Annotated in this window: 19 protein-coding genes; 12 read left to right on the forward strand and 7 right to left on the reverse strand. The window is 67.8% G+C overall.

Features of this window, described 5'->3' with window-relative positions:
• The first annotated feature begins 132 nt into the window (after positions 1-132).
• Positions 133-1,542: a cytochrome P450 gene (locus CSR00_RS21300; RefSeq protein WP_099024423.1), complete on the forward strand. Its 1,410-nt coding sequence runs from the start codon at positions 133-135 to the stop codon at positions 1,540-1,542.
• Between the two features lie 3 nt (positions 1,543-1,545).
• Here CSR00_RS21300 and CSR00_RS21305 read toward each other — a convergent pair whose 3' ends face one another.
• Entirely contained in the window at positions 1,546-2,154 is a 609-nt protein-coding gene (locus CSR00_RS21305) for a TetR/AcrR family transcriptional regulator (protein WP_099024424.1), read from the reverse strand.
• A 319-nt stretch (positions 2,155-2,473) separates the two neighbouring features.
• On the opposite strand from CSR00_RS21305, the gene CSR00_RS21310 reads away from it, so the two are divergent.
• The 5 genes from CSR00_RS21310 to CSR00_RS21330 all read left to right on the forward strand — a co-directional run bounded on the left by CSR00_RS21310 (position 2,474) and on the right by CSR00_RS21330 (position 6,897).
• A complete protein-coding gene (locus tag CSR00_RS21310) occupies positions 2,474-3,832 on the forward strand; it encodes an aromatic ring-hydroxylating oxygenase subunit alpha (protein WP_099024425.1) in 1,359 nt (452 codons plus the stop codon).
• A 66-nt stretch (positions 3,833-3,898) separates the two neighbouring features.
• Positions 3,899-4,420, forward strand: coding sequence for a hypothetical protein (locus CSR00_RS21315; protein ID WP_099024426.1), 522 nt, complete (start codon positions 3,899-3,901; stop codon positions 4,418-4,420).
• 44 nt (positions 4,421-4,464) lie between these two features.
• Positions 4,465-4,929 (forward strand): hypothetical protein, encoded by a 465-nt coding sequence (locus CSR00_RS21320; RefSeq protein ID WP_099024427.1) that lies wholly within the window; start codon positions 4,465-4,467, stop codon positions 4,927-4,929.
• A 125-nt stretch (positions 4,930-5,054) separates the two neighbouring features.
• Positions 5,055-6,257, forward strand: a complete 1,203-nt coding sequence (locus tag CSR00_RS21325; RefSeq protein ID WP_218014524.1) for a cytochrome P450 — start codon at positions 5,055-5,057, stop codon at positions 6,255-6,257.
• Positions 6,258-6,294: 37 nt separating this feature from the next.
• Positions 6,295-6,897, forward strand: coding sequence for a carboxymuconolactone decarboxylase family protein (locus tag CSR00_RS21330; protein WP_099024428.1), 603 nt, complete (start codon positions 6,295-6,297; stop codon positions 6,895-6,897).
• A 27-nt stretch (positions 6,898-6,924) separates the two neighbouring features.
• Here the strand turns inward: CSR00_RS21330 and CSR00_RS21335 are convergent, their stop codons facing one another.
• On the reverse strand, positions 6,925-7,500 hold the full coding sequence (locus tag CSR00_RS21335) for a TetR/AcrR family transcriptional regulator (RefSeq protein WP_099024440.1): 576 nt from the start codon (positions 7,498-7,500) through the stop codon (positions 6,925-6,927).
• 44 nt (positions 7,501-7,544) lie between these two features.
• Positions 7,545-7,880, reverse strand: coding sequence for a DUF962 domain-containing protein (locus CSR00_RS21340; RefSeq protein WP_218014523.1), 336 nt, complete (start codon positions 7,878-7,880; stop codon positions 7,545-7,547).
• A gap of 84 nt (positions 7,881-7,964) precedes the next feature.
• Between CSR00_RS21340 and CSR00_RS21345 the strand changes: the two genes are divergently transcribed.
• Positions 7,965-8,774, forward strand: coding sequence for an alpha/beta fold hydrolase (locus CSR00_RS21345; RefSeq protein WP_099024430.1), 810 nt, complete (start codon positions 7,965-7,967; stop codon positions 8,772-8,774).
• Positions 8,775-8,925: 151 nt separating this feature from the next.
• Positions 8,926-9,843, forward strand: coding sequence for an esterase family protein (locus tag CSR00_RS21350; RefSeq protein ID WP_245906345.1), 918 nt, complete (start codon positions 8,926-8,928; stop codon positions 9,841-9,843).
• 85 nt (positions 9,844-9,928) lie between these two features.
• On the opposite strand, the gene CSR00_RS21355 is transcribed toward CSR00_RS21350, so the two are convergent.
• The 3 genes from CSR00_RS21355 to CSR00_RS21365 all read right to left on the reverse strand — a co-directional run bounded on the left by CSR00_RS21355 (position 9,929) and on the right by CSR00_RS21365 (position 12,756).
• Complete coding sequence (locus CSR00_RS21355) at positions 9,929-10,384, reverse strand: nuclear transport factor 2 family protein (RefSeq protein ID WP_099024432.1); 456 nt, start codon at positions 10,382-10,384, stop codon at positions 9,929-9,931.
• Positions 10,381-11,865 carry an aldehyde dehydrogenase family protein gene (locus CSR00_RS21360; protein WP_099024433.1) on the reverse strand — a complete coding sequence of 495 codons (1,485 nt, stop codon included), beginning with the start codon at positions 11,863-11,865 and terminating at the stop codon, positions 10,381-10,383. Before CSR00_RS21360 ends, CSR00_RS21355 begins: the two co-directional genes overlap by 4 nt.
• Before the next feature lie 123 nt (positions 11,866-11,988).
• A complete protein-coding gene (locus CSR00_RS21365; protein ID WP_099024434.1) occupies positions 11,989-12,756 on the reverse strand; it encodes a TetR/AcrR family transcriptional regulator in 768 nt (255 codons plus the stop codon).
• A 151-nt stretch (positions 12,757-12,907) separates the two neighbouring features.
• On the opposite strand from CSR00_RS21365, the gene CSR00_RS21370 reads away from it, so the two are divergent.
• Together CSR00_RS21370 and CSR00_RS21375 are read left to right on the forward strand one after the other, a co-directional pair.
• Positions 12,908-13,684, forward strand: a complete 777-nt coding sequence (locus CSR00_RS21370; protein ID WP_099024435.1) for an SDR family NAD(P)-dependent oxidoreductase — start codon at positions 12,908-12,910, stop codon at positions 13,682-13,684.
• Between the two features lie 36 nt (positions 13,685-13,720).
• On the forward strand, positions 13,721-14,641 hold the full coding sequence (locus tag CSR00_RS21375; protein ID WP_176562178.1) for a TIGR03619 family F420-dependent LLM class oxidoreductase: 921 nt from the start codon (positions 13,721-13,723) through the stop codon (positions 14,639-14,641).
• A gap of 14 nt (positions 14,642-14,655) precedes the next feature.
• On the opposite strand, the gene CSR00_RS21380 is transcribed toward CSR00_RS21375, so the two are convergent.
• On the reverse strand, positions 14,656-15,828 hold the full coding sequence (locus CSR00_RS21380) for an acyl-CoA dehydrogenase family protein (protein ID WP_099024436.1): 1,173 nt from the start codon (positions 15,826-15,828) through the stop codon (positions 14,656-14,658).
• A 327-nt stretch (positions 15,829-16,155) separates the two neighbouring features.
• On the opposite strand from CSR00_RS21380, the gene CSR00_RS21385 reads away from it, so the two are divergent.
• Both CSR00_RS21385 and CSR00_RS21390 read left to right on the forward strand, forming a co-directional pair.
• Positions 16,156-17,277, forward strand: a complete 1,122-nt coding sequence (locus CSR00_RS21385) for an amidohydrolase family protein (protein ID WP_099024437.1) — start codon at positions 16,156-16,158, stop codon at positions 17,275-17,277.
• Positions 17,278-17,296: 19 nt separating this feature from the next.
• Positions 17,297-18,081: amidohydrolase family protein (locus tag CSR00_RS21390; RefSeq protein ID WP_176562179.1), on the forward strand; the 785-nt coding region annotated here is incomplete at its 3' end.

An 18,081-nucleotide genomic window follows, 5' to 3' on the forward strand; every position in this document is an offset into this window, starting at 1 on the left:
GGAACGGTCGCCACACCGGGCGGCGACCGGGAATCCCATTCCGCCGAACCGCGCGCCGCGATCCCCTAACGTCGGACACGGGCCCGGCCCCTGGGCGGCCGGGCCTGATGGGAGCCTGATGGGAGCGCCTCGATGACCGCCGAATCCACCGGGAAATCCACCGGAGAATTCGGCGGAGAACTCAGCGGAGAACTCAGCGGGGACGCGCGCTTTGCCGAGCACCACTTCCACTTCGACCGGCACACCCCGCACTACCGTGAACAGTTCGCGGCGACCACCGCCGAGATGCTGGGGCGCTGCCCGATCGCGTGGTCGGACACCTACGGCGGGCACTGGGTCGCCGCCGGCAGTGCCGAGGTCTTCGAACTCGCACGCAGTCCACACATCTCGAACGACAACGACGTCGCGGGGGCGCGGCGGGGCTATCAGGGCATCACCATTCCCCGCAGCGAGGCCAGCGCCATCGTGCGGGGCGGGATCCTGGAGATGGACGAACCCGAGCACCGGACCTACCGGACCCCGCTGAACGCCTATCTGTCCCCGGCCGCGGTGGCGCGCTGGACCCCCTTCGTCGACGAGCTGGTCAGGGCCTGCCTCGACGACAGGATCGAGCAGGGCCGCATCGACTTCGTCGACGACCTGGCCAACATCGTGCCGGCCGTGCTCACCCTGGCGATGATGGGTGTCCCGCTGGCGAAGTGGGAGATCTACTGCGAGCCGGCCCATGCGGTCGTCTACACCCCCACCGACTCCCCGGACGCCGCGCGGGTCGCCGAGCTTCAGCTGGCCAGCGCCGCAGACCTGATGACTCACGTCGCCGAGATCCGCGCGACCCCGAGGCCCGGGCTGATCGACGCGCTGGTGCGGTTGCGTGTCGACGGTGAGCCCGCACCCGACGTCGAGCTGATGGGCATGCTGATGCTGCTGATCGGCGGCGGCTTCGACACCACCACCGCCCTGACCTCCCATGCACTGGAATGGCTCTCCCAGCACCCCGACGAGCGCCGGCGCCTGTGTGGTGAGCGCGGCGCGCTGCTGGACTCGGCGACCGAGGAGTTCCTCCGCTACTTCACCCCCGCGCCCGGGGACGGGCGGACGGTCGCGGCGGACTGCCTGGTCGACGGGATCGCGCTGAAGGAGGGCGAGCGACTCTGGCTGTCCTGGGCGATGGCCAACCGTGACCCCGCCGTCTTCGACGATCCCGACGAGCTCGTGCTGGACCGCAAGGGCAACCGCCACTTCAGCTTCGGACTCGGCGCGCACCGCTGCGTCGGCTCCAACGTGGCGCGCACGGTGTTCAAGTCGATGCTCACCGCCGTGCTGGACCGCATGCCCGACTACGTCTGCGACCCCGACGCCGCCGTGCACTACCAGACCATCGGCGTCATCCAGGGGATGCAGCACCTCCCGGCGACCTTCACCCCGGGCCGCCGCCTCGGTCCCGGCCTGGCCGAGACCCTGGAAAAGCTGCAGCGCATCTGCGATGACCAGGGGCTGGCCCGCCCCATCACCGAACGCAGGGAAGCCGCCGTCGTCGAGTGATGCTCACCCGGGGGCGGGCGCGATGTGCGAGATCACCATGTGCAGGAACGTCCGGTACACCGCGGACTGGTCGAGCAGGCTGCTCAGCGTCACTCCGTCGTTGGCCGCCAGTATCACCCGCGCCAGGTCGAGCGCGGGAGTGTCCAGGATCCCGCCCAGCCGGGCGACTCCCTTGTCGATGTAGTCCGCCAGCGCCCGCGCCGTCTCCTCGCGCTGCCCGGCGACGCGCTCGAGCGCCTCGGGGTTACGCAGCAGGAACAGCGTGAACTCGTAGCCCAGCGCGGCGCGGTCGGCGCCGCCGGCCTGGATCAGGACGTGCCAGCGCTGCGCCAGCTCGTCGACGTCCAGGTCCGCGAGGCGGTGGGTGGCGGCGATCACGTCGGCGAATCCTTCGAGGAACTCCTGGCGCTGCCGCTCGACGACAGCGAGGAACAGTTCGGCCTTGCTGCCGAAGTGCGAGTAGATCGCGCCGCGGGTGTAGCCGGCCGCGTCGGCGATGTCCTCCAGCGCGGCCGCCTCGAATCCCTTGCGCGCGAAGACTTCCTCGGCCGAATCGAGCAGCAGGGCCCGGGTGTGCTCAAGACGTCGTTGCTTGGTCCAGCGTTCCGCCATCACCCGATCCTCTCAGAGTCTGGATTGCGCAGTCGGCATCCCGGGGCCGGCACCTCGACGGCACGTCCGCGCAGGGGCGTTCCTTCGCCGTCGGAAATGCGTGAGCTGTGTCACATTCTACACTCTTGTATGCGATATACATCAGTGTATATTAGTGATGCGAGTCATAGTCGGCATCCCGACGGCCCACGGCCCACCCCCGACTCACCCGCCTGCCGGAACGGCAATCCGACCAGCCGCGCCGGCGAGGACAGGCCCGTCGCACCGCCGGCCACCACCGGGCCGGCGACCGCCCACACGGATACGAGGAGCGCCCATCATGCAGACCGCAGCATCACGCCCAGGCGACTGGGTCGACACCGCCACCGCACTCGACGACCTCGCACCGGACCAATACCGGATGCAGATACCGACATCGCGCTACGTCTCACCGGAGTTCGTTGCGCACGAACGGGAGTCGATCTGGATGAAGGTCTGGCAGGTCGTCGGCCGGGTCGACGAACTGACCAAACCCGGGGACTGGAAGCTCTACCGCCTGTTCGACCAGTCCTACATCGTGGTCCGGGGCAAGGACGACACGATCCGAGGCTTCGTCAACGCGTGCCGTCACCGCGGCAATGTGTTGTGCCGAGAGGCACGCGGAAACGCCAAGCGCGGCTTTCTGTGCCAATATCACCTGTGGTCCTACGACCTCGAGGGCAAGCTCAAGGGCATGCTGCGCGAAGCACTGGCCGGCCCGATCGACAAGGACGCCCACGGTCTGCTGGAGGTCCCCGTCGACACCTTCGCCGGGTTCATCTTCCTCAACCCCGACCCCGCCGCCGAGCCGCTGGCCGACTTCCTCGGTACCGAGGTGGCCGAGCTGCTGTCCCCCTACCATCTCGACGAGATGGTCACCGTCATGGACGTCACCGAGGCGATCGACTGCAACTGGAAGGTCGTCATGGACGCCTTCCAGGAGGGCTATCACATCAACGGCATCCATCCGCAGCTGTTGCGCGTGATCAACATCGATCCCGCCACCACGCGGTTCAATTTCTTCGACAGGCACTGCGTGTCGATGGCGCCGTTCGACGTCGTCGGCGCCACCCCGCAGCAACAGGTCGACGGCGTCATGGACCTGCCGGAGACCTTCCCCTCGACGGTCGCGGTCCTGCCCCGGTTCACCGAACTCGTCGCCGAGTACCGCGGCGAGGACGACACTCTGCACTTCCCCGACGGGATCACCGCGCGGGTGCTGCTGCAGCGCGCCACCCGTGACACCCTCACCGGGATGGGGCTCGATGTCAGCGGCCTGACCGACGCCCAGATGAGCGACAACCACGGCTGGGTGCTGTTCCCCAACTTCTTCATGACCATCCGCGCCGGGGAGGCGACGATCGTCATGGCGCTGCCGCATCCCGACGGCGATCCGAATCGGTGCATCTGGCACGTCGCCAGCTACATGTGGCTTCCCGACGAACACAAGGCCGCCTTCACCGCGGCACCGATCGAGGTAGACGAACCCGGCAGCTACAAGTACTTCGAAGCGCTGCAACAGGACTACGAGCAGATGCCACGCCAACAGATCGGCCTGCGCAACACGGCCCTCGATCACATGGCCCTGGTCAAGGAGGAGGTGGTCATCGCCCACTTCCACTCGGTGGTGGACAAGTACCTGGCCGCCTCCCCGGCCTAGCCGCGCACGCCGGACCCCTCACCCAACTCAGCACAGCAGAATCCGTAACACACCGAAGGAACAGTGATGACCCTCGAGGAACGCATCGAACACCACCGTCGCATGGCCGAGGCCTACCGCAACGCCTACCTGCGCCAAGGAGTGCAGGACGGTGAGACCTACGAGGCGTGGAAATTCGCCGAGGACGGCGTGTACGCCTCGCCCTACTTCACCGGCGATCAGGTGTTCGCGCTGAACGACTTTCCTGCCGACACCGCCCAGGCGGCCACGATGGAAGCCAAGGCCTACTCCCTGACCTTCCCGGACTGGAAGCCGGTCAGCTTCAACTACTGGCCCGCCGACAACGGGTTCGTCATGAAGACCCGTTGGCAGGGCACGACCAAGGACGGCACGACGATGGGCTTCTATTCCTACAGCTTCGTCGACACCAACGAAGCCGGGGAGGTGGCCCGCTGGGAGACCCACGTCAACGACGAGTACAGCCCGTTCCTGGAGGTCGCCATCGGCACCAGCGGGCCGTTCCACGGCACCAGCGAGTACGTCGAGGCGCTGCACCGCTGCCTGGACAAGGCCGGCGTCACGATCTAGCGCCCGTCATCGCACAGCCCCGAAGAGGAGACCAGAGGAGACCCATGAGAGACCTCCACGATGTCGCCGACGAGTACACCGGTCGGCGCCGCACCGTCCTCGACTACACCCTGACGGCCAAACGTCTGGTGGACGCGGCAAAACAACCCGGCTTCACCGCCGAGGGGTGGGCCCCGCTGGCACACCTGGTCGACGTCGAGACGTTCGAGCGCATCGGCAATTTCAAGGAGGTGATGAACTGGGACGAGTACGCGGCCTTCCTGAGCAACTGGGCCGCGTCCTCGGAATGGGACGCCTCCTTCAAACGCGTCAGCGAAATCGACGGGACGGTGTTCCTCGAGCTCGAGGAACGCAGTCGCGTGGGTGATTTCTCCTCGGTGGTGAACTCGATGTCGGTGTTCGAGTTCACCGACGCCGGCAAGATCCGCCACATCGACGTCTACCTGCAGATGGCGTTGCCCAACACCGACATGCTCGACAGCTACGCGGGTGTGGAGATCGGCGAGTGACCACCCACACCGCCGGCGGCGGCACCGACAGCACCCACGGCACCGAGGGCATCGACGCCATCGACACGGTGGACTTCTTCACCGACAACACCATCCTGCGCGCCCCCTACGACTACCTGGCCGGCATGCGCTCGCGGTGCCCGGTGCGCCGGGAGCCCCATCACGACGTGGTGATGGTCACCGGATACGACGAGGCGGTGGCGATCTACAACGATTCCGAACGCTTCTCCTCCTGCCTGTCGGTCACCGGCCCGTTTCCGGGGTTCCCGGTTCCGCTGGAGTCCCATGGCGACGAGAACATCTCGGAGCTGATCGAACAGCACCGCGACGAACTGCCGTTCAACGACCAGCTACCCACCTTCGACCCGCCCAAGCACACCGATCACCGCGCGCTGCTGTCCCGGATGATCACCCCCAAGCGGCTCAAGGAGAACGAGGAGTTCATCTGGCGCATCGCCGACCGCCAGTACGACGTCGCTCTGGCCGCGGACAGGTGTGAGTACATCGAGGGGTTCGCCAATCCCTTCGCGATGCTGGTGATCGCCGACCTGCTCGGGGTCCCCGAATCCGACCACGACGAATTCCGCGCCGCGCTCCTGCAGGGCCACACCGGGACGATCGGCAGCAGCAAGGGCGACGTGCTGGCGCACTCACCGCTGGAATATCTGTACGGCAAGTTCACCGACTACATCACCGACCGGCGCGACCACCCCCGCGACGATGTTCTGACGGGGGTTGCGTCGGCGACCTTCCCCGACGGCAGCACACCGGAGGTGATCGACGCCGTGCGGGTGGCCGCCAACCTGTTCGCCGCGGGTCAGGAGACCACCGTACGGCTGCTGTCCGCGGCGGTGATGATGATCGCCGAACACGCCGACCTGCAGGCCAGACTGCGCGCGAACCGCGATCTCATCCCCCGGTTCGTCGAGGAGTGCCTACGCTACGAGAGCCCGGTGCGTGGGGATTTCCGACTCGCCAAGGAACCCGTGGACATCGGTGGCGTGCACATCCCGGCCGGAACCACGGTGATGCTGGTCAACGCCGCGATCAACCGCGATCCCCGAAAGTTCCCGGCGCCCGACGATTTCGACGTCGAGCGCGCCAACGCCCGTAACCACGTCGCCTTCGGCCGCGGTGCGCACAGCTGTCCGGGTGCCCCACTGGCCCGCACCGAAGCCGCGGTCAGCCTGCAGCGTCTGCTCGACCGGACGAGCGAGATCTGGATCGACGAAGAGATGCACGGGCCGCCGGGCGAGCGCAGGTACCGTTACCTGCCGACCTTCATCCTGCGTGGGCTGACGAAACTGCACATCGGTTTCCGCTCATGAGCACCTCGCACGATGACCGCGTGAACCGGAGCATCCGATGAACGGCCCGACACCCGCCGCGACGGAGCGTTTTCTGCCGCTGCCCGCCGAGCAGTGGGGTGACGACGAGTACGCCGCCTTCGGCAAGCTGCTGGGCATTCCCGGGGACCAGGTCCCCCGCGCCGGATCGGGGCACGCCTACGACCCGGTGAAATTCGAGGTGATCGGCCTGCTGGTACGCCACCCGGAACTGGCTCGGGTCTTTCTGACCTACAACGGTTTCCTGCTGCAGCGAGGTGAGCTGCCGCCCAGGCTGCGCGAGCTGGCGATCCTGCGGGTCGCCCACCGTCACCGCAGCGCCTATGAGTGGGGCCAACACGTCCGGATGGCCGCCGACACCGGGGTTTCCGAGGACGAGATCGCGCGCCTGGAACAGGGCAACACCGGTTTCACGGGCGCCGATCTGGTGGTCCTGGAGGCCACCGACGAACTCCTCGAAAACGGCCACGCCCGCTGGGCCACCTGGCAGCGCATGGTTGCCGAACTGGGTGAACGACCGGCGATGGAGTTGATCTTCGTCGTGGGCACCTACGTGATGTCGGCGATGGCCTTCGGGACGTGGGGCCTGCCGGCCGCCCCGGGCACCCGCCCGCTGGACTGACCCGCGGTCCCCGCGGCGTCGCCCGGACTAGGACGACGGCTCGCCGGCCGCGGTGGCGAAGGCCACCAGCGTGGTACGAGCTTGGGCGTCGGCATGGCCCGACTCGAGTTCGAGGATGGCGCACTCGACGCAGGCCCCGACCCACAACCGAGCCGCGGTCGCGGGCGCCCGCCAGCCGAGGGCGACGAAATCGGTGGTCAGCAGGGCCACCGTCGCGTCGTTGCGGCGGATGATCTCGGCTTGGATCGGCGGCAGCGCTCTGGCCTCCAGGATCAGTGCCCGTACGCCGCGGTGTTGCAGGCAGGCGTCGAGGTAGGTCGTCGCCATGGCGGTGAGCCGTTCCCGCCCCGACGGCAGCCCCGCCACGGCCTTCTGCACGTCGTCGAGGATGCGGTCGTGGAAACGGCGATGCAGCGCAATCACGTAGGAGGTGCGGTCGCCGAAGTGGTGAAAGAACGTGCCCTTGGCGACGCCGGCGGCGGCGGTGACGGCGTTGACGCTCAGGCCGTCCAGACCGGTGGTCTCGGCCAGCTCGAAGCCCGTGTCGAGCAGTGCCTCGCGTGTCCGTTCCTTGGCGGCGGCGCGAGGAGAAACCGTTGGCATCCGTAATCCGTTCTCGAAAAGGACCGACCGGTCAACCAACATTACTACGACGGGTCGCGGGCGTGCCGGGAGCTGCGACGGGCCAGCATCTCACCGTAGAGCTCGCAGACGTGGATGACGCCGGTGAGTTGGTAGGTGATCCAACCGCGATGCGTGGACGGGAGATTCTTCTCGAACACGATGTGGCCGAAGATCTGCACGGCCCAACCGCCGCAGAACATCGCGAGGCCGATGACGGGGCGGGCGGCGATGAGTGGTAGGCCCGCCGCGATCACCGGAATGCCCACCAGGTGGGTGGCTTGCACACCACGGCTGGTGTGCTGGGTGCGGTAGTAGGCCATCTTCTCGGCGAACGGCGCCTCGGGCGGGGGAATCTGCACGCTGTCACGTCCTTTCACTTGAGCCAGTGCCGGGATGCGGTCCACATATTGACCGACCGGCCGGTCAATATGTAGCATCTGCGCATGCCCACTGTCGAGACCCGCGCGGGGACCCTGACCTACGGGGACAACGGCGACGGACCGATCCTGATCCTGCTCCACGCCACGTTGCACAGCCATCACGACTTCGCTGCGGTGATCGAGCCGCTGCAGCGCGAGTACCGGGTGATCACCGTCGACTGGCCCGGCTGCGGGCGATCGGCTCCCGCCGCGGATCCGGCGGGTCTCAACGCCGCGCTGCTCGCCGATGCGCTGGAGGATCTCGTCGATCATCTCGACGTTCACTCGGTGCTGCTGATCGGCAACTCCGTCGGTGGTTTCGCCGCCGCGCGGTTGGCGATCACCCGTCCCCATCAGGTGTCCGGGCTGGTGCTCGTCAACAGCGGAGGCTTCATCCCGATGACCGCTGCGACGCGGCTGTTCTGCCGCGCCATGGGCACACCCGCGATCCTCAAGCGGGTGATCGGCCTCTTCGCCCGGCAGTATATGAAGCCCCGGACTGCGCTGGACCGCGAGATCCTCGCCGACGTCCGGGCGCGTGCCCGCACCGGCGCCGGCCTACGACAGGCGGCCTCGTTGTGGCGCAGCTTCGCCAGTCCGGATCACGATCTGCGCCCGCTTGCAGCCGAACTGACGGCCCCAACGCTCATTGTGTGGGGCGGGCGCGATATCGCCATTCCGTTGTCGGCCGGCCGCGCCACCCATGCCGCCCTGCCGGGATCGCGGTTGGTGGTGTTGAACACCGGTCACGTCCCGTTCTCCTCGGCACCCGAGGAGTTCCTCGACGTGTGCCTGCCATTCCTGCGTGGGGCCGTCGCCAAATCCACGGCCTGACCGCAATCCCGGGAATCCGTTCTGCCGCAGTCAATGACCCGAGCACGGGACGGCACAAGTCGTGCCCCTGCCAAATTGGAGGATCAGCGTGACCGCATTCTGCTCTGCACTTCGCCGCACCCGCAATGGCATCGTTCTCGTTTTCGCCAACATACTCCTGGTCGTGGCCTGCGCCGTGGCAGCGTCCCCACCTGCCGCACAGGCATTTTCACGCCCAGGACTTCCGGTGGAGTACCTCGACATACCGTCGCCCTCGATGGGCCGGGACATCCGTGTGCAGTTCCAGTACGGCGGACCGCACGCCGTCTATCTTCTCGACGGGCAGCGCGCCCAGGACGACTTCAACGGTTGGGACATCAACACAACGGCCTTCGATTGGTATGCCGACTCCGGACTCTCGGTGATCATGCCCGTCGGGGGGCAGTCAAGCTTCTACACCGACTGGTACCGCCCCGCCGAGGGCAACAACGGCACACACACCTACCGATGGGAGACCTTTCTCACCCGGGAACTGCCGGCCTGGCTGGAAACCAACAAGGGGGTGTCGCCCACCGGAGATGCCGTCGTCGGGCTGTCGATGGCCGGTTCGGCGTCGTTGAACCTGGCAATCTGGCACCCCGACCAGTTTGTCTACGCCGCGGCGCTGTCCGGGGCGCTCAACCCGTCGGAAGGGTGGTGGCCCACCCTGATCGGACTGGCGATGGGCGATGCCGGCGGATTCAGCCCCGACGATATGTGGGGGCCGTCGGGCGACCCGGCCTGGCAGCGTAACGACCCGACCGTCAACATCGACAAGCTGGTCGCCAACGGGACACGCGTCTGGATCTACGCCGGCAACGGAGTTCCCTCCGACTTCGACGCGGGCGCCAGTGCCGGCAATCTGGCGGCCGCGCGCTTCCTGGAAGGGTTCCTGGCTCGCACGAGCAAGACCTTCAAGGACGAGTACCTCGAGGCCGGCGGCACGAACGGCGTGTTCAACTTCCCGGCCGACGGCACCCACAGCTGGAACTACTGGGGGCAACAACTTCAGCAGATGAAACCCGACCTGCAGCGCTACCTCAACGCCTGAGTGAATGCCTGAGTTCGCCTCCGGCACGGCCCGGATCGGCGCCGCGGTCCTCGGGACCGGCCATGGTGACCGGACGCCGCGGTGCCTAGGTCTTCGACGGCTCGGCGCCCGCGGGAGCAGCCGGCCGGTTGGTGAACCACAGGTTCTCCTCGCGGAGTTCCCGGCTGCGCCAGCCCCCCGCGGTCCGCACCAGCGTGTGGTGGTAGTAGCCGCCGCAATGGCTCAGCTCACTCATGCCGGGCAGCAGCATCGGGTTGTAGAACATCGCCCGCACCCGCGCGTCGCCGGCGGTCAGCTCCAGCACCTCGATATTGGTGATGTAGTGCATGCTCATCGAGATGGTGGCGAAACCCGCCGCCAGCCAGTCGGTCACCTCATCACGGGATCCCGCGATCGCCCCCGCCGAGGAGTAGTCGATGTGGGCGTCTTCGGTGAACACCGACCGGTAGAGCTCCCAGTCCTTGCCGTCCACGGCGCGGGCATACCGGTACAGCAGCGCGGCGATCTCCCGCTCGTCGGCGTTGCGGTCCGGATGGCTCATTCCGGCATACCGATCGTCTTGATATGCAGGTACTCCTGGTAGCCCTGGGTGCCGTTGCGGTAGCCCAGCCCACTCTGCTTGGTGCCGCCGAACGGACTGTCGATACCGAAGTGGCTCTTGCCGTTGATGGTGACGTTGCCGGTGCGCATCCGGGTGGCCACGGCGAACGCCCGGTCGACATCGGCGCTGGAGACCTCGCCCGAAAGCCCGTAGATGGTGTTGTTGGCGATCGCGATCGCCTCGTCGTCCCCGTCGTAGGGCGTCACCGTCAGCACCGGGCCGAAGATCTCCTCCTGCGCGATCGTCGAGTCGGGGTCGACGTCGGCCAGCAGCGTGGGCTGCACGTAGTAGCCGACCGGAAGACTCTCCGGGACACCGCCACCGGTGACCAGGCGGGCACCCGAGGCCAGACCGGACTCGATCAGGCCGAGCACCTTCTGCCGCTGTGTGGCGCTGATCTGGGGACCCTGCATGTTGCCGGGCGTCCAGGGATCTCCCATCGGGAAGTTCTCCATGCTGGCCTTCAGCACCGCCAGCCCCTCGTCATAGCGGCTGCGCGGCAACAGAATACGCGAGGGAAGGATGCAGCTCTGGCCCGACATGACGCATGCCATCATCGCGGCCAGCGGCAGTGAACTGTTGAAGTCGGCGTCGTCGAGCACGATGTGTGCGGACTTGCCACCGAGTTCCAGCAGGGTCTTCTTGACCGTGGACGCCCCGGCGGCCAGGATCGCCCGCCCGGTGGCCGTCGACCCGGTGAAGGTGATCATGTCGACACCGGGATCGGCCGACAGCGCCGCGCCCACCTCGTTGGCGTTGGAGGTCACCACGTTGAACACCCCGGCGGGGATGTCGGTCTCCTCGGCGACGATGCGGCCCAGTTCGCTGCCCGACCACGGGGTGAGCTGCGCGGGCTTGAGCACCACCGTGTTCCCGGCCATCAACGCCGGGACGGTCTCCGCGATGTTGAGATAGAACGGCACGTTCCACGGGGTGATCGCCCCGACCACGCCCACCGGCTCATGGTGCAGCTTGCGCCGCGCCGGGCCCAGCGCCGTGTTGTGCAGACCGGTGTCGACCAGGTAGTCGAAGTCCCGCCCGTACTCGGCCCAGTGCTTCACCTCCGAGATCGGATCCTCGATCTGGGACCCCGTCACGGTCACCGGACACCCGACCTCGGTGACCAGCACCCGCCGCAGGTGTTCCTTGTGGCGATCGAGGGCGTCGTGCAGCTGCATCAGGCAGTGGAAGCGGAACTGCACGTCGCGCGACCATTCGCCGGCGTCGAATGCGCGGCGCGCAGCGGAGACCGCGCGCGCCATGTCCTCGACCGTGCCGTCGGCGCACTGACCGGCGACCTCCTCGCTGGCCGGATGCTCGACGTCGAACACCGCCCCACCGGCGGCGCCCACCAACTCCCCGTCGATGAGCATGCGCTGCTCACCGGCCAGCACACCCGAATCGCTCTCTACAGCGGTCATTCCGGCTCCTTCGCCTCGGTCGGCCTCTGCTCCCCGCGGTGTGGCACCCGAGGGCTGTCCTGCCCGTCACTCTACTTACATAGAGTGACGGAGGGAACAGCTTCGGGCCACCGAGTGTGGGATTCAGGCCCGGCGCCGCCGCCCCCGGCGCGACCCGGCGTTTCGCGGGGGCGCGGCCGGCCCGCGAAGGCCGGCATCGACCCGCGCGTCGACGCCGGCCACGATGCCCGAGATCAGCAGGTCGAGTTCCTCCGCGGTCCGGACGCGGCGGTCTCCGCTGGCGAAGGCGAACATGATCCCACTGATGAACATCATCACCACGTACACCGTCTCGTCGTGCGCGGTTTCCTCGGCGGCTCCCCTGGCAGCTCCCCTGGCAGCTTCCCTGGCAGCTTCCTCGGCAACCCCGTCGCCGGCGCCCCGATCGGCGGGTGCACCGGGGGAACGCAGGCGTAGCACCACGTCCCGGATCAGCGAGAAGAACTGGTCGGTGTAGTGCCGCAGAATCCCGTCGAGCACGGGGTCACGGGCGGCCTGCAGCGCCAGTTCGTAACGGGCCTTGGTACGGACCAGCCCCTCGCCGGCCGCCGATCGGATGACCAGGGTCGCCAGCCCCGACGGGCGGGAGTCCCCGGGGCGCCCGGGCGCGGCCGGCGTGGTGGTCGTCGCCGCGGTGAGGTCCTGGAGATCCAGATCGGCGATCCGCCGGGCGACCGCCTCCAGCAGCGACGAGCGGGTGCGGAAGTAGAACGAGGTGGTGCCGTCGGGTACACCGACCTTCCGGTCCACCTTCAGATGGCTCAGCCCCTTGGCGCCGTCGTCGGCCAGCAACCGGATCGCCGCGTCGCAGAGCTGACGGCGGCGCTCCTCCGGATTGGGCTTACGGCGCATCTTGGGAGCGCAGTTTAGCGACCCGGCCGCACCGCCGATCTACGGCGATTCCCGGAACCCCCGGCGTGTCTCACTCTACTATCGTAGAGTTCTCGCGGTGCCGGCGACGCTCGCCGGCACCGCGACACTTCAGCTGCGGAGAGGACCCCCGATGACGTTGGACCTCGACCTGTCCGGGCGGCGGGTACTGATCACCGGGGCGGGACAGGGCGTGGGCCGCGGGCTGGCCCTGACCTTCGCCGCCGCCGGCGCCACGGTCCTGGTCAACGACCTGCACGGCGGCCGCGCGGAATCCGTTGTGGCGGAGGTAGACCGGCTGGGCGGCCAGGCTCTGGCCTGCCCGTTCGACGTGACCGACTACGCCGCGGTCACCGACGCGCTGGGCTCCGCGGGGCCGGTGGACATCCTGGTCAACAACGCCGGCAACGCCGGCGCGGAGGGGTTCAGCATCCGGGGTCGTTTCGCGGAGAGCTCGCCGGCCGACTGGGAGCCGTTCCTGGCCGTCAACCTCTACGGGGTGATGCACTGCACGCGCGCCGCGCTGCCACCGATGATCGAGAACCGGTGGGGCCGCGTGCTCACCATCGTCTCGGACGCCGGCAGAACCGGGGACCCGAATTCCGCGGCGTACGCCGCGGCCAAGGCCGGGGCGGCCGGACTGATGCGCTCGGTGGCCCTGGAGGTGGGACGCCACGGGGTGACCGCCAACTGCATCGCGCTGGGAACCATGCGCACGCCGCTGACCGAACCCTTGTGGTCCCAGGGCGACACCCCCCAGGCCAAGGCGATCCTGCAGCCCTACGCGATCCGTCGCCCCGGCAGCCCGGACGACGTCGGGCACCTGGCCGTCGTGCTGGCCGGCGAGCACGGGTCGTGGATCACCGGGCAGACCGTCCCGGTCAACGGCGGCTTCTCCTTCGCCCTGTAAACATCCGCCAGACAGGCCAGACAAGGAGGTCACGCGGTGAAACTGGTGTTCAACCTTCCCCACATGATGCGGCTCAAGGCGACCGCGCAACCCTGGGAGTCCGCGGTGACCGGCGCGGACCAGACCCGCATGGTCAAACGTGCCGACGAACTGGGGTACGACATGATCGCCGTACCCGAGCACTTCGTCATCCCCAACGAACACGTCGAGCTGTCGGGGCCGCACTACCTGCACTCCACCACCGCCCAGGCCTACATCGCCGGGGCGACGCAACGGATCATGGTCAACTCCTGCATCACCGTGCTGCCGCTACAGCATCCGGTGGTGGTGGCCAAGGCGCTGGCCACCGCGGACTGGATGAGCAGCGGCCGGATGATGGTCACCTTCGGTGTGGGCTGGCTGCAACGCGAGTTCGACATCATGGGCGTGCCGTTTCACCGGCGCGGCCGCATCGCCGACGAGTACCTGGCCGCCATCGTCGAGCTGTGGACCAGCGACTCCCCCCATTTCGAGGGCGAGCACATCTCGTTCAGCGACATCGCCTTCGAGCCCAAACCGCTGCAGAAACCGCACCTGCCGGTCTGGATCGGCGGCGACGCCGACGCGGCACTGCGGCGGGCCGCGAAGTTCGCCACCGGATGGTGGTCGTTTCTCACCCCGCCGGAGAAGATCCGCGAGCGGCTGGAGTTCATCATGTCCCAACCCGGCTACGACGGCCGCCCCTTCGACGTCGTGCACGGGATGTCGACCACCCGGGTGGGCGAGGGACACGCCGTGCGCGACGACCCGCACGGACGTCCCGGCATGAGCGCCCAGGAGATCATCGACCGGCTGTGCTGGCTCGGCGAACAGGGCGTGACGGTCAGCTCGGTGCCACTGCCGACCGTCAGCGGCGTCGACGAGTATCTCGACCACGCGCAGTGGGTGATCGAGCAGATCAAGCCGCACGTCCCCTGAGGGTCCGGTGCGGTTCAGCCCATCGGCAGACCCAGACCGCGGGCGATGATGTTGCGCTGAATCTCCGAGGTGCCACCGGCGATGGTGCCCGCGAAACTGCGGAAGTACCGTTCGACCCAGCCGGCCGACAGGTAGTCCAGGTCGTACGGCCGGTACCCCGAGGTGGTCGCCGGGTGCGCCAGCCCGTCGGCGCCCGCGGCCGACAGCGCGTGTTCGGTGGCGTCCCGCTCGGCTTCGGAGCCGAGCACCTTCAGCACCGAGATCGTCGTCATGTCCTCTTCGCCGCGGGAGGCCTTGGCGACCGCCGCCGAGCCCAGCAACCGCAGCGCGTGATAGTCCATCACCAGGGTGGCGTAGCGGTCACGGCCGAGCACGTCGCTCGGCTGGAAGTCCTCGACCAGGTTGTACAGCCGGTCGGCATACTGCATCCACATCATCGTGCGTTCGTGTCCGAGCGCACCGTTGGCGACCCGCCACCCCTTGTTGAGCGGGCCGACGAGGTTCTCCGCGGGCACCCGAACGTCGGTGAAGAACACCTCGTTGAAGTCGAGATCGTCGTGATCACACACCGTCGGGAAGGGCCGGCGCACCAGCCCGTCGCTGTCGGTGGGAATCAGCAGCACCGACAGGCCCTTGTGCTTGGGCGCGTCCGGATCGGTCCGGACGAAGGTCAGCAGGACGTCGGCGTGATGGGCCCCCGAGGTCCACACCTTCTGGCCGTTGACCACGAAGTGGTCCCCGTCGCGCTCGGCCTTGGTCCGCAGCGAGGCCAGGTCCGATCCGGCGCCCGGCTCGCTCATGCCCACCGACGCGGTCAGCTCGCCGCGCAGGATCGGGATCGCCCAGCGCTGCTTCTGCTCCTCGGTGCCGAACGACAGGATGGTGGCCGCGACGATGCCGACGCCCTGGGGGTTGTAGCTGTGGTAGATGCGCCGCCGGGAGAGCTCCTCCCGGTGGACGTACTGCTGCAGCAGGCTCGCGTTGCGGCCGCCGTGTTCGGGCGGGTTGCCCGGCAGCAACCAGCCGTGGTCGAACTGCAGTGCCTGCCACTGCCGGGCCCACTCCGGGATGTCCGAGCACGACCGGGGCCGTTCCCCGGTCAGCGCCTCGTCGGGCAGGTGTGCATCGAGGAAGGCGCTGAAGTCCGCCCGGAACTGCTCGACGTCCTCATCGAAACTGAGTTGCACGACCCTCCTCGACGCTGCTGATGCTCATGATCCTCATCTGGCGACCGCCGTGGCCGGTGCCGCCGCACGGCCCGCCCCGGTGCCATCCGGCGGTGGGACCCCGCGGTGGGACCGAGCGGTGGGACCTAAGTCCCTTCGCCGGGCCCCTGCCTTGATGCGAGAATACCATTCTTGTATAGATGAAATGACGATCTCGCAGGCGGCATCGAACCGCCGCGCGATCCCAGTTGAGAATTCGATTCTTGATCGTGAAGAACGGGGTTGTACTATGGCTCACATGCCCAAACGTCCATCGGCCAGGCGTACAGCGGGCGCGGAGCAGGTCTCGTGATCGAGTTCAGCGACGACACCGGGACCGTCACGACGCCGGTCATCGACGCCAGCGTGCACATCTTCTTCGGGTCCAACAAGGACCTGCGACAGAACTTCATGCGCGAACCGTTCCGCAGCCGGGGCTTCCCCGACTACGAGATGGACTGGTACGGCGCCCCCGGCGGGGAGTACGCCAAGGGCACCAAGGGCCCCGACGGCCAGTACCCGGGCTCCGATGTCGACGTGGTGGCCCAGCACCTGTTCGCCGACCGCCACGTCGACGTCGCGGTGCTGCACCCGATGACCCGCGGCATCATGCCCGACCGGCACCTGGGTACCGCGATCGCCGCGGCGCACAACGACATGATGGTGACGCGCTGGCTCGAGCACGACGAATTCGGCGAGCGGTTCCGCGGCACCATCCGGGTCAACCCCGACGACATCGCCGGCGCCCTGCGCGAGATCGACAAGTACAAGGACCACCCCCGGGTGGTGCAGATCGGCATCCCACTGCAGTCTCGCGAGCTCTACGGCAAGCCGCAGTTCTGGCCGCTGTGGGAGGCAGCCGTCGACGCCGGCCTGCCGGTGGCGGCGCATATCGAGGTGGGCGCCGGGATAGCCTTCCCGCCAACACCTTCCGGCAAGACACTGACCTATGAGCAGTACGCCGGCTTCATGTCGCTGAACTACATCTACCACGTGATGAACATGATCGCCGAAGGCGTGTTCGAAAGGTTCGACGGACTCAGGTTCGTGTGGTCCGACGGCGCCGGCGACCTGCTGACCCCGTTCATCTGGCGGATGGACTGCTTCGGGCGCCCGCACCTGGAGCAGACACCGTGGGCCCCGCGGATGCCCAGCGACTACCTGCCGGGCCACGTCTATTTCGTCCAGGGCGCCTTCGACGGTCCCGGTGACACCGAGTTCGCCGGCGAGTGGTTCGGGTTCACCGGCAAGGACGACATGACGATGTTCGGATCCAGCTACCCGCACTGGAACACCAGCGAGCTGATGGTGCCGGCCGCCTACACGGCCGAGCAGCGCGAGAAGTACTGCTGGCGCAACGCCGCCGAACTGTATGGCATTGACATCCCGGACATCCCGGTCACCTCGGCCGGCCTGGTCGCGCAGAACTAGAGGGAAGGCAGGGAACACCATGACCTCCACCACCGAACGCACCGCACCGTCGGGCGCGACCAGCCGGGTCACCCCCGCCGAGCGCGTTCCCGTGCGCTGCGTCGACTCCGATGTCCACCCGATGCCCCGGCGGGGCGAGCTGGTGGGCTACATCCCCGAGCCGTGGCGCAGCAAGTACTTCCTCAACCACAATTTCGGCGAGTCCATCTACTACGACGCGCCGGACTACGCGCACTCCTACGCCATGCGGGTGGACACCTTCCCGCCCGACGGCGAGTTCGCCTGCAGCGACCCCGATCTGGCCCTCAAGCAGCTGATCATGGAGGCCGGCTCCGATATCGCCATCCTGGAACCCACCCACGGCGAGATGCGGCTGACCGAGGCCACCGCGGCCTTCTGCACCGCCACCAACCTGTGGCTGGCCAACCACTGGCTGGACTCGCACAACAACTGGCACCAGCGCTGGCGCGGCTCCATCTGCGTGGCGATCGAGGAACCGCAGTCGGCGGTGGCCGAGATCGAGAAGTGGGCCGAGCACCCCTACATGGCGCAGGTCCTGATCAAGGCCGAGCCGCGTCCGTCGTGGGGCCACCCGATGTACGACCCGATCTGGGCCGCGGCCACCAAACACGACATCCCGGTGTCGTGTCACCTGTCCCGCGGTCAGTTCGAGACGCTGCCGATCCCGCCGGTCGGGTTCCCCAGCTACAACCACGACTTCATGGTCACCTACTCGCTGCTGGCCGCCAACCAGATCATGAGCATGATCTTCGACGGCGTCTTCGACCGCTTCCCCACCCTGCG

This window comes from Mycolicibacterium palauense (assembly GCF_002592005.1).
In the GTDB taxonomy this organism is placed as follows: Bacteria; Actinomycetota; Actinomycetes; order Mycobacteriales; family Mycobacteriaceae; genus Mycobacterium; species Mycobacterium palauense.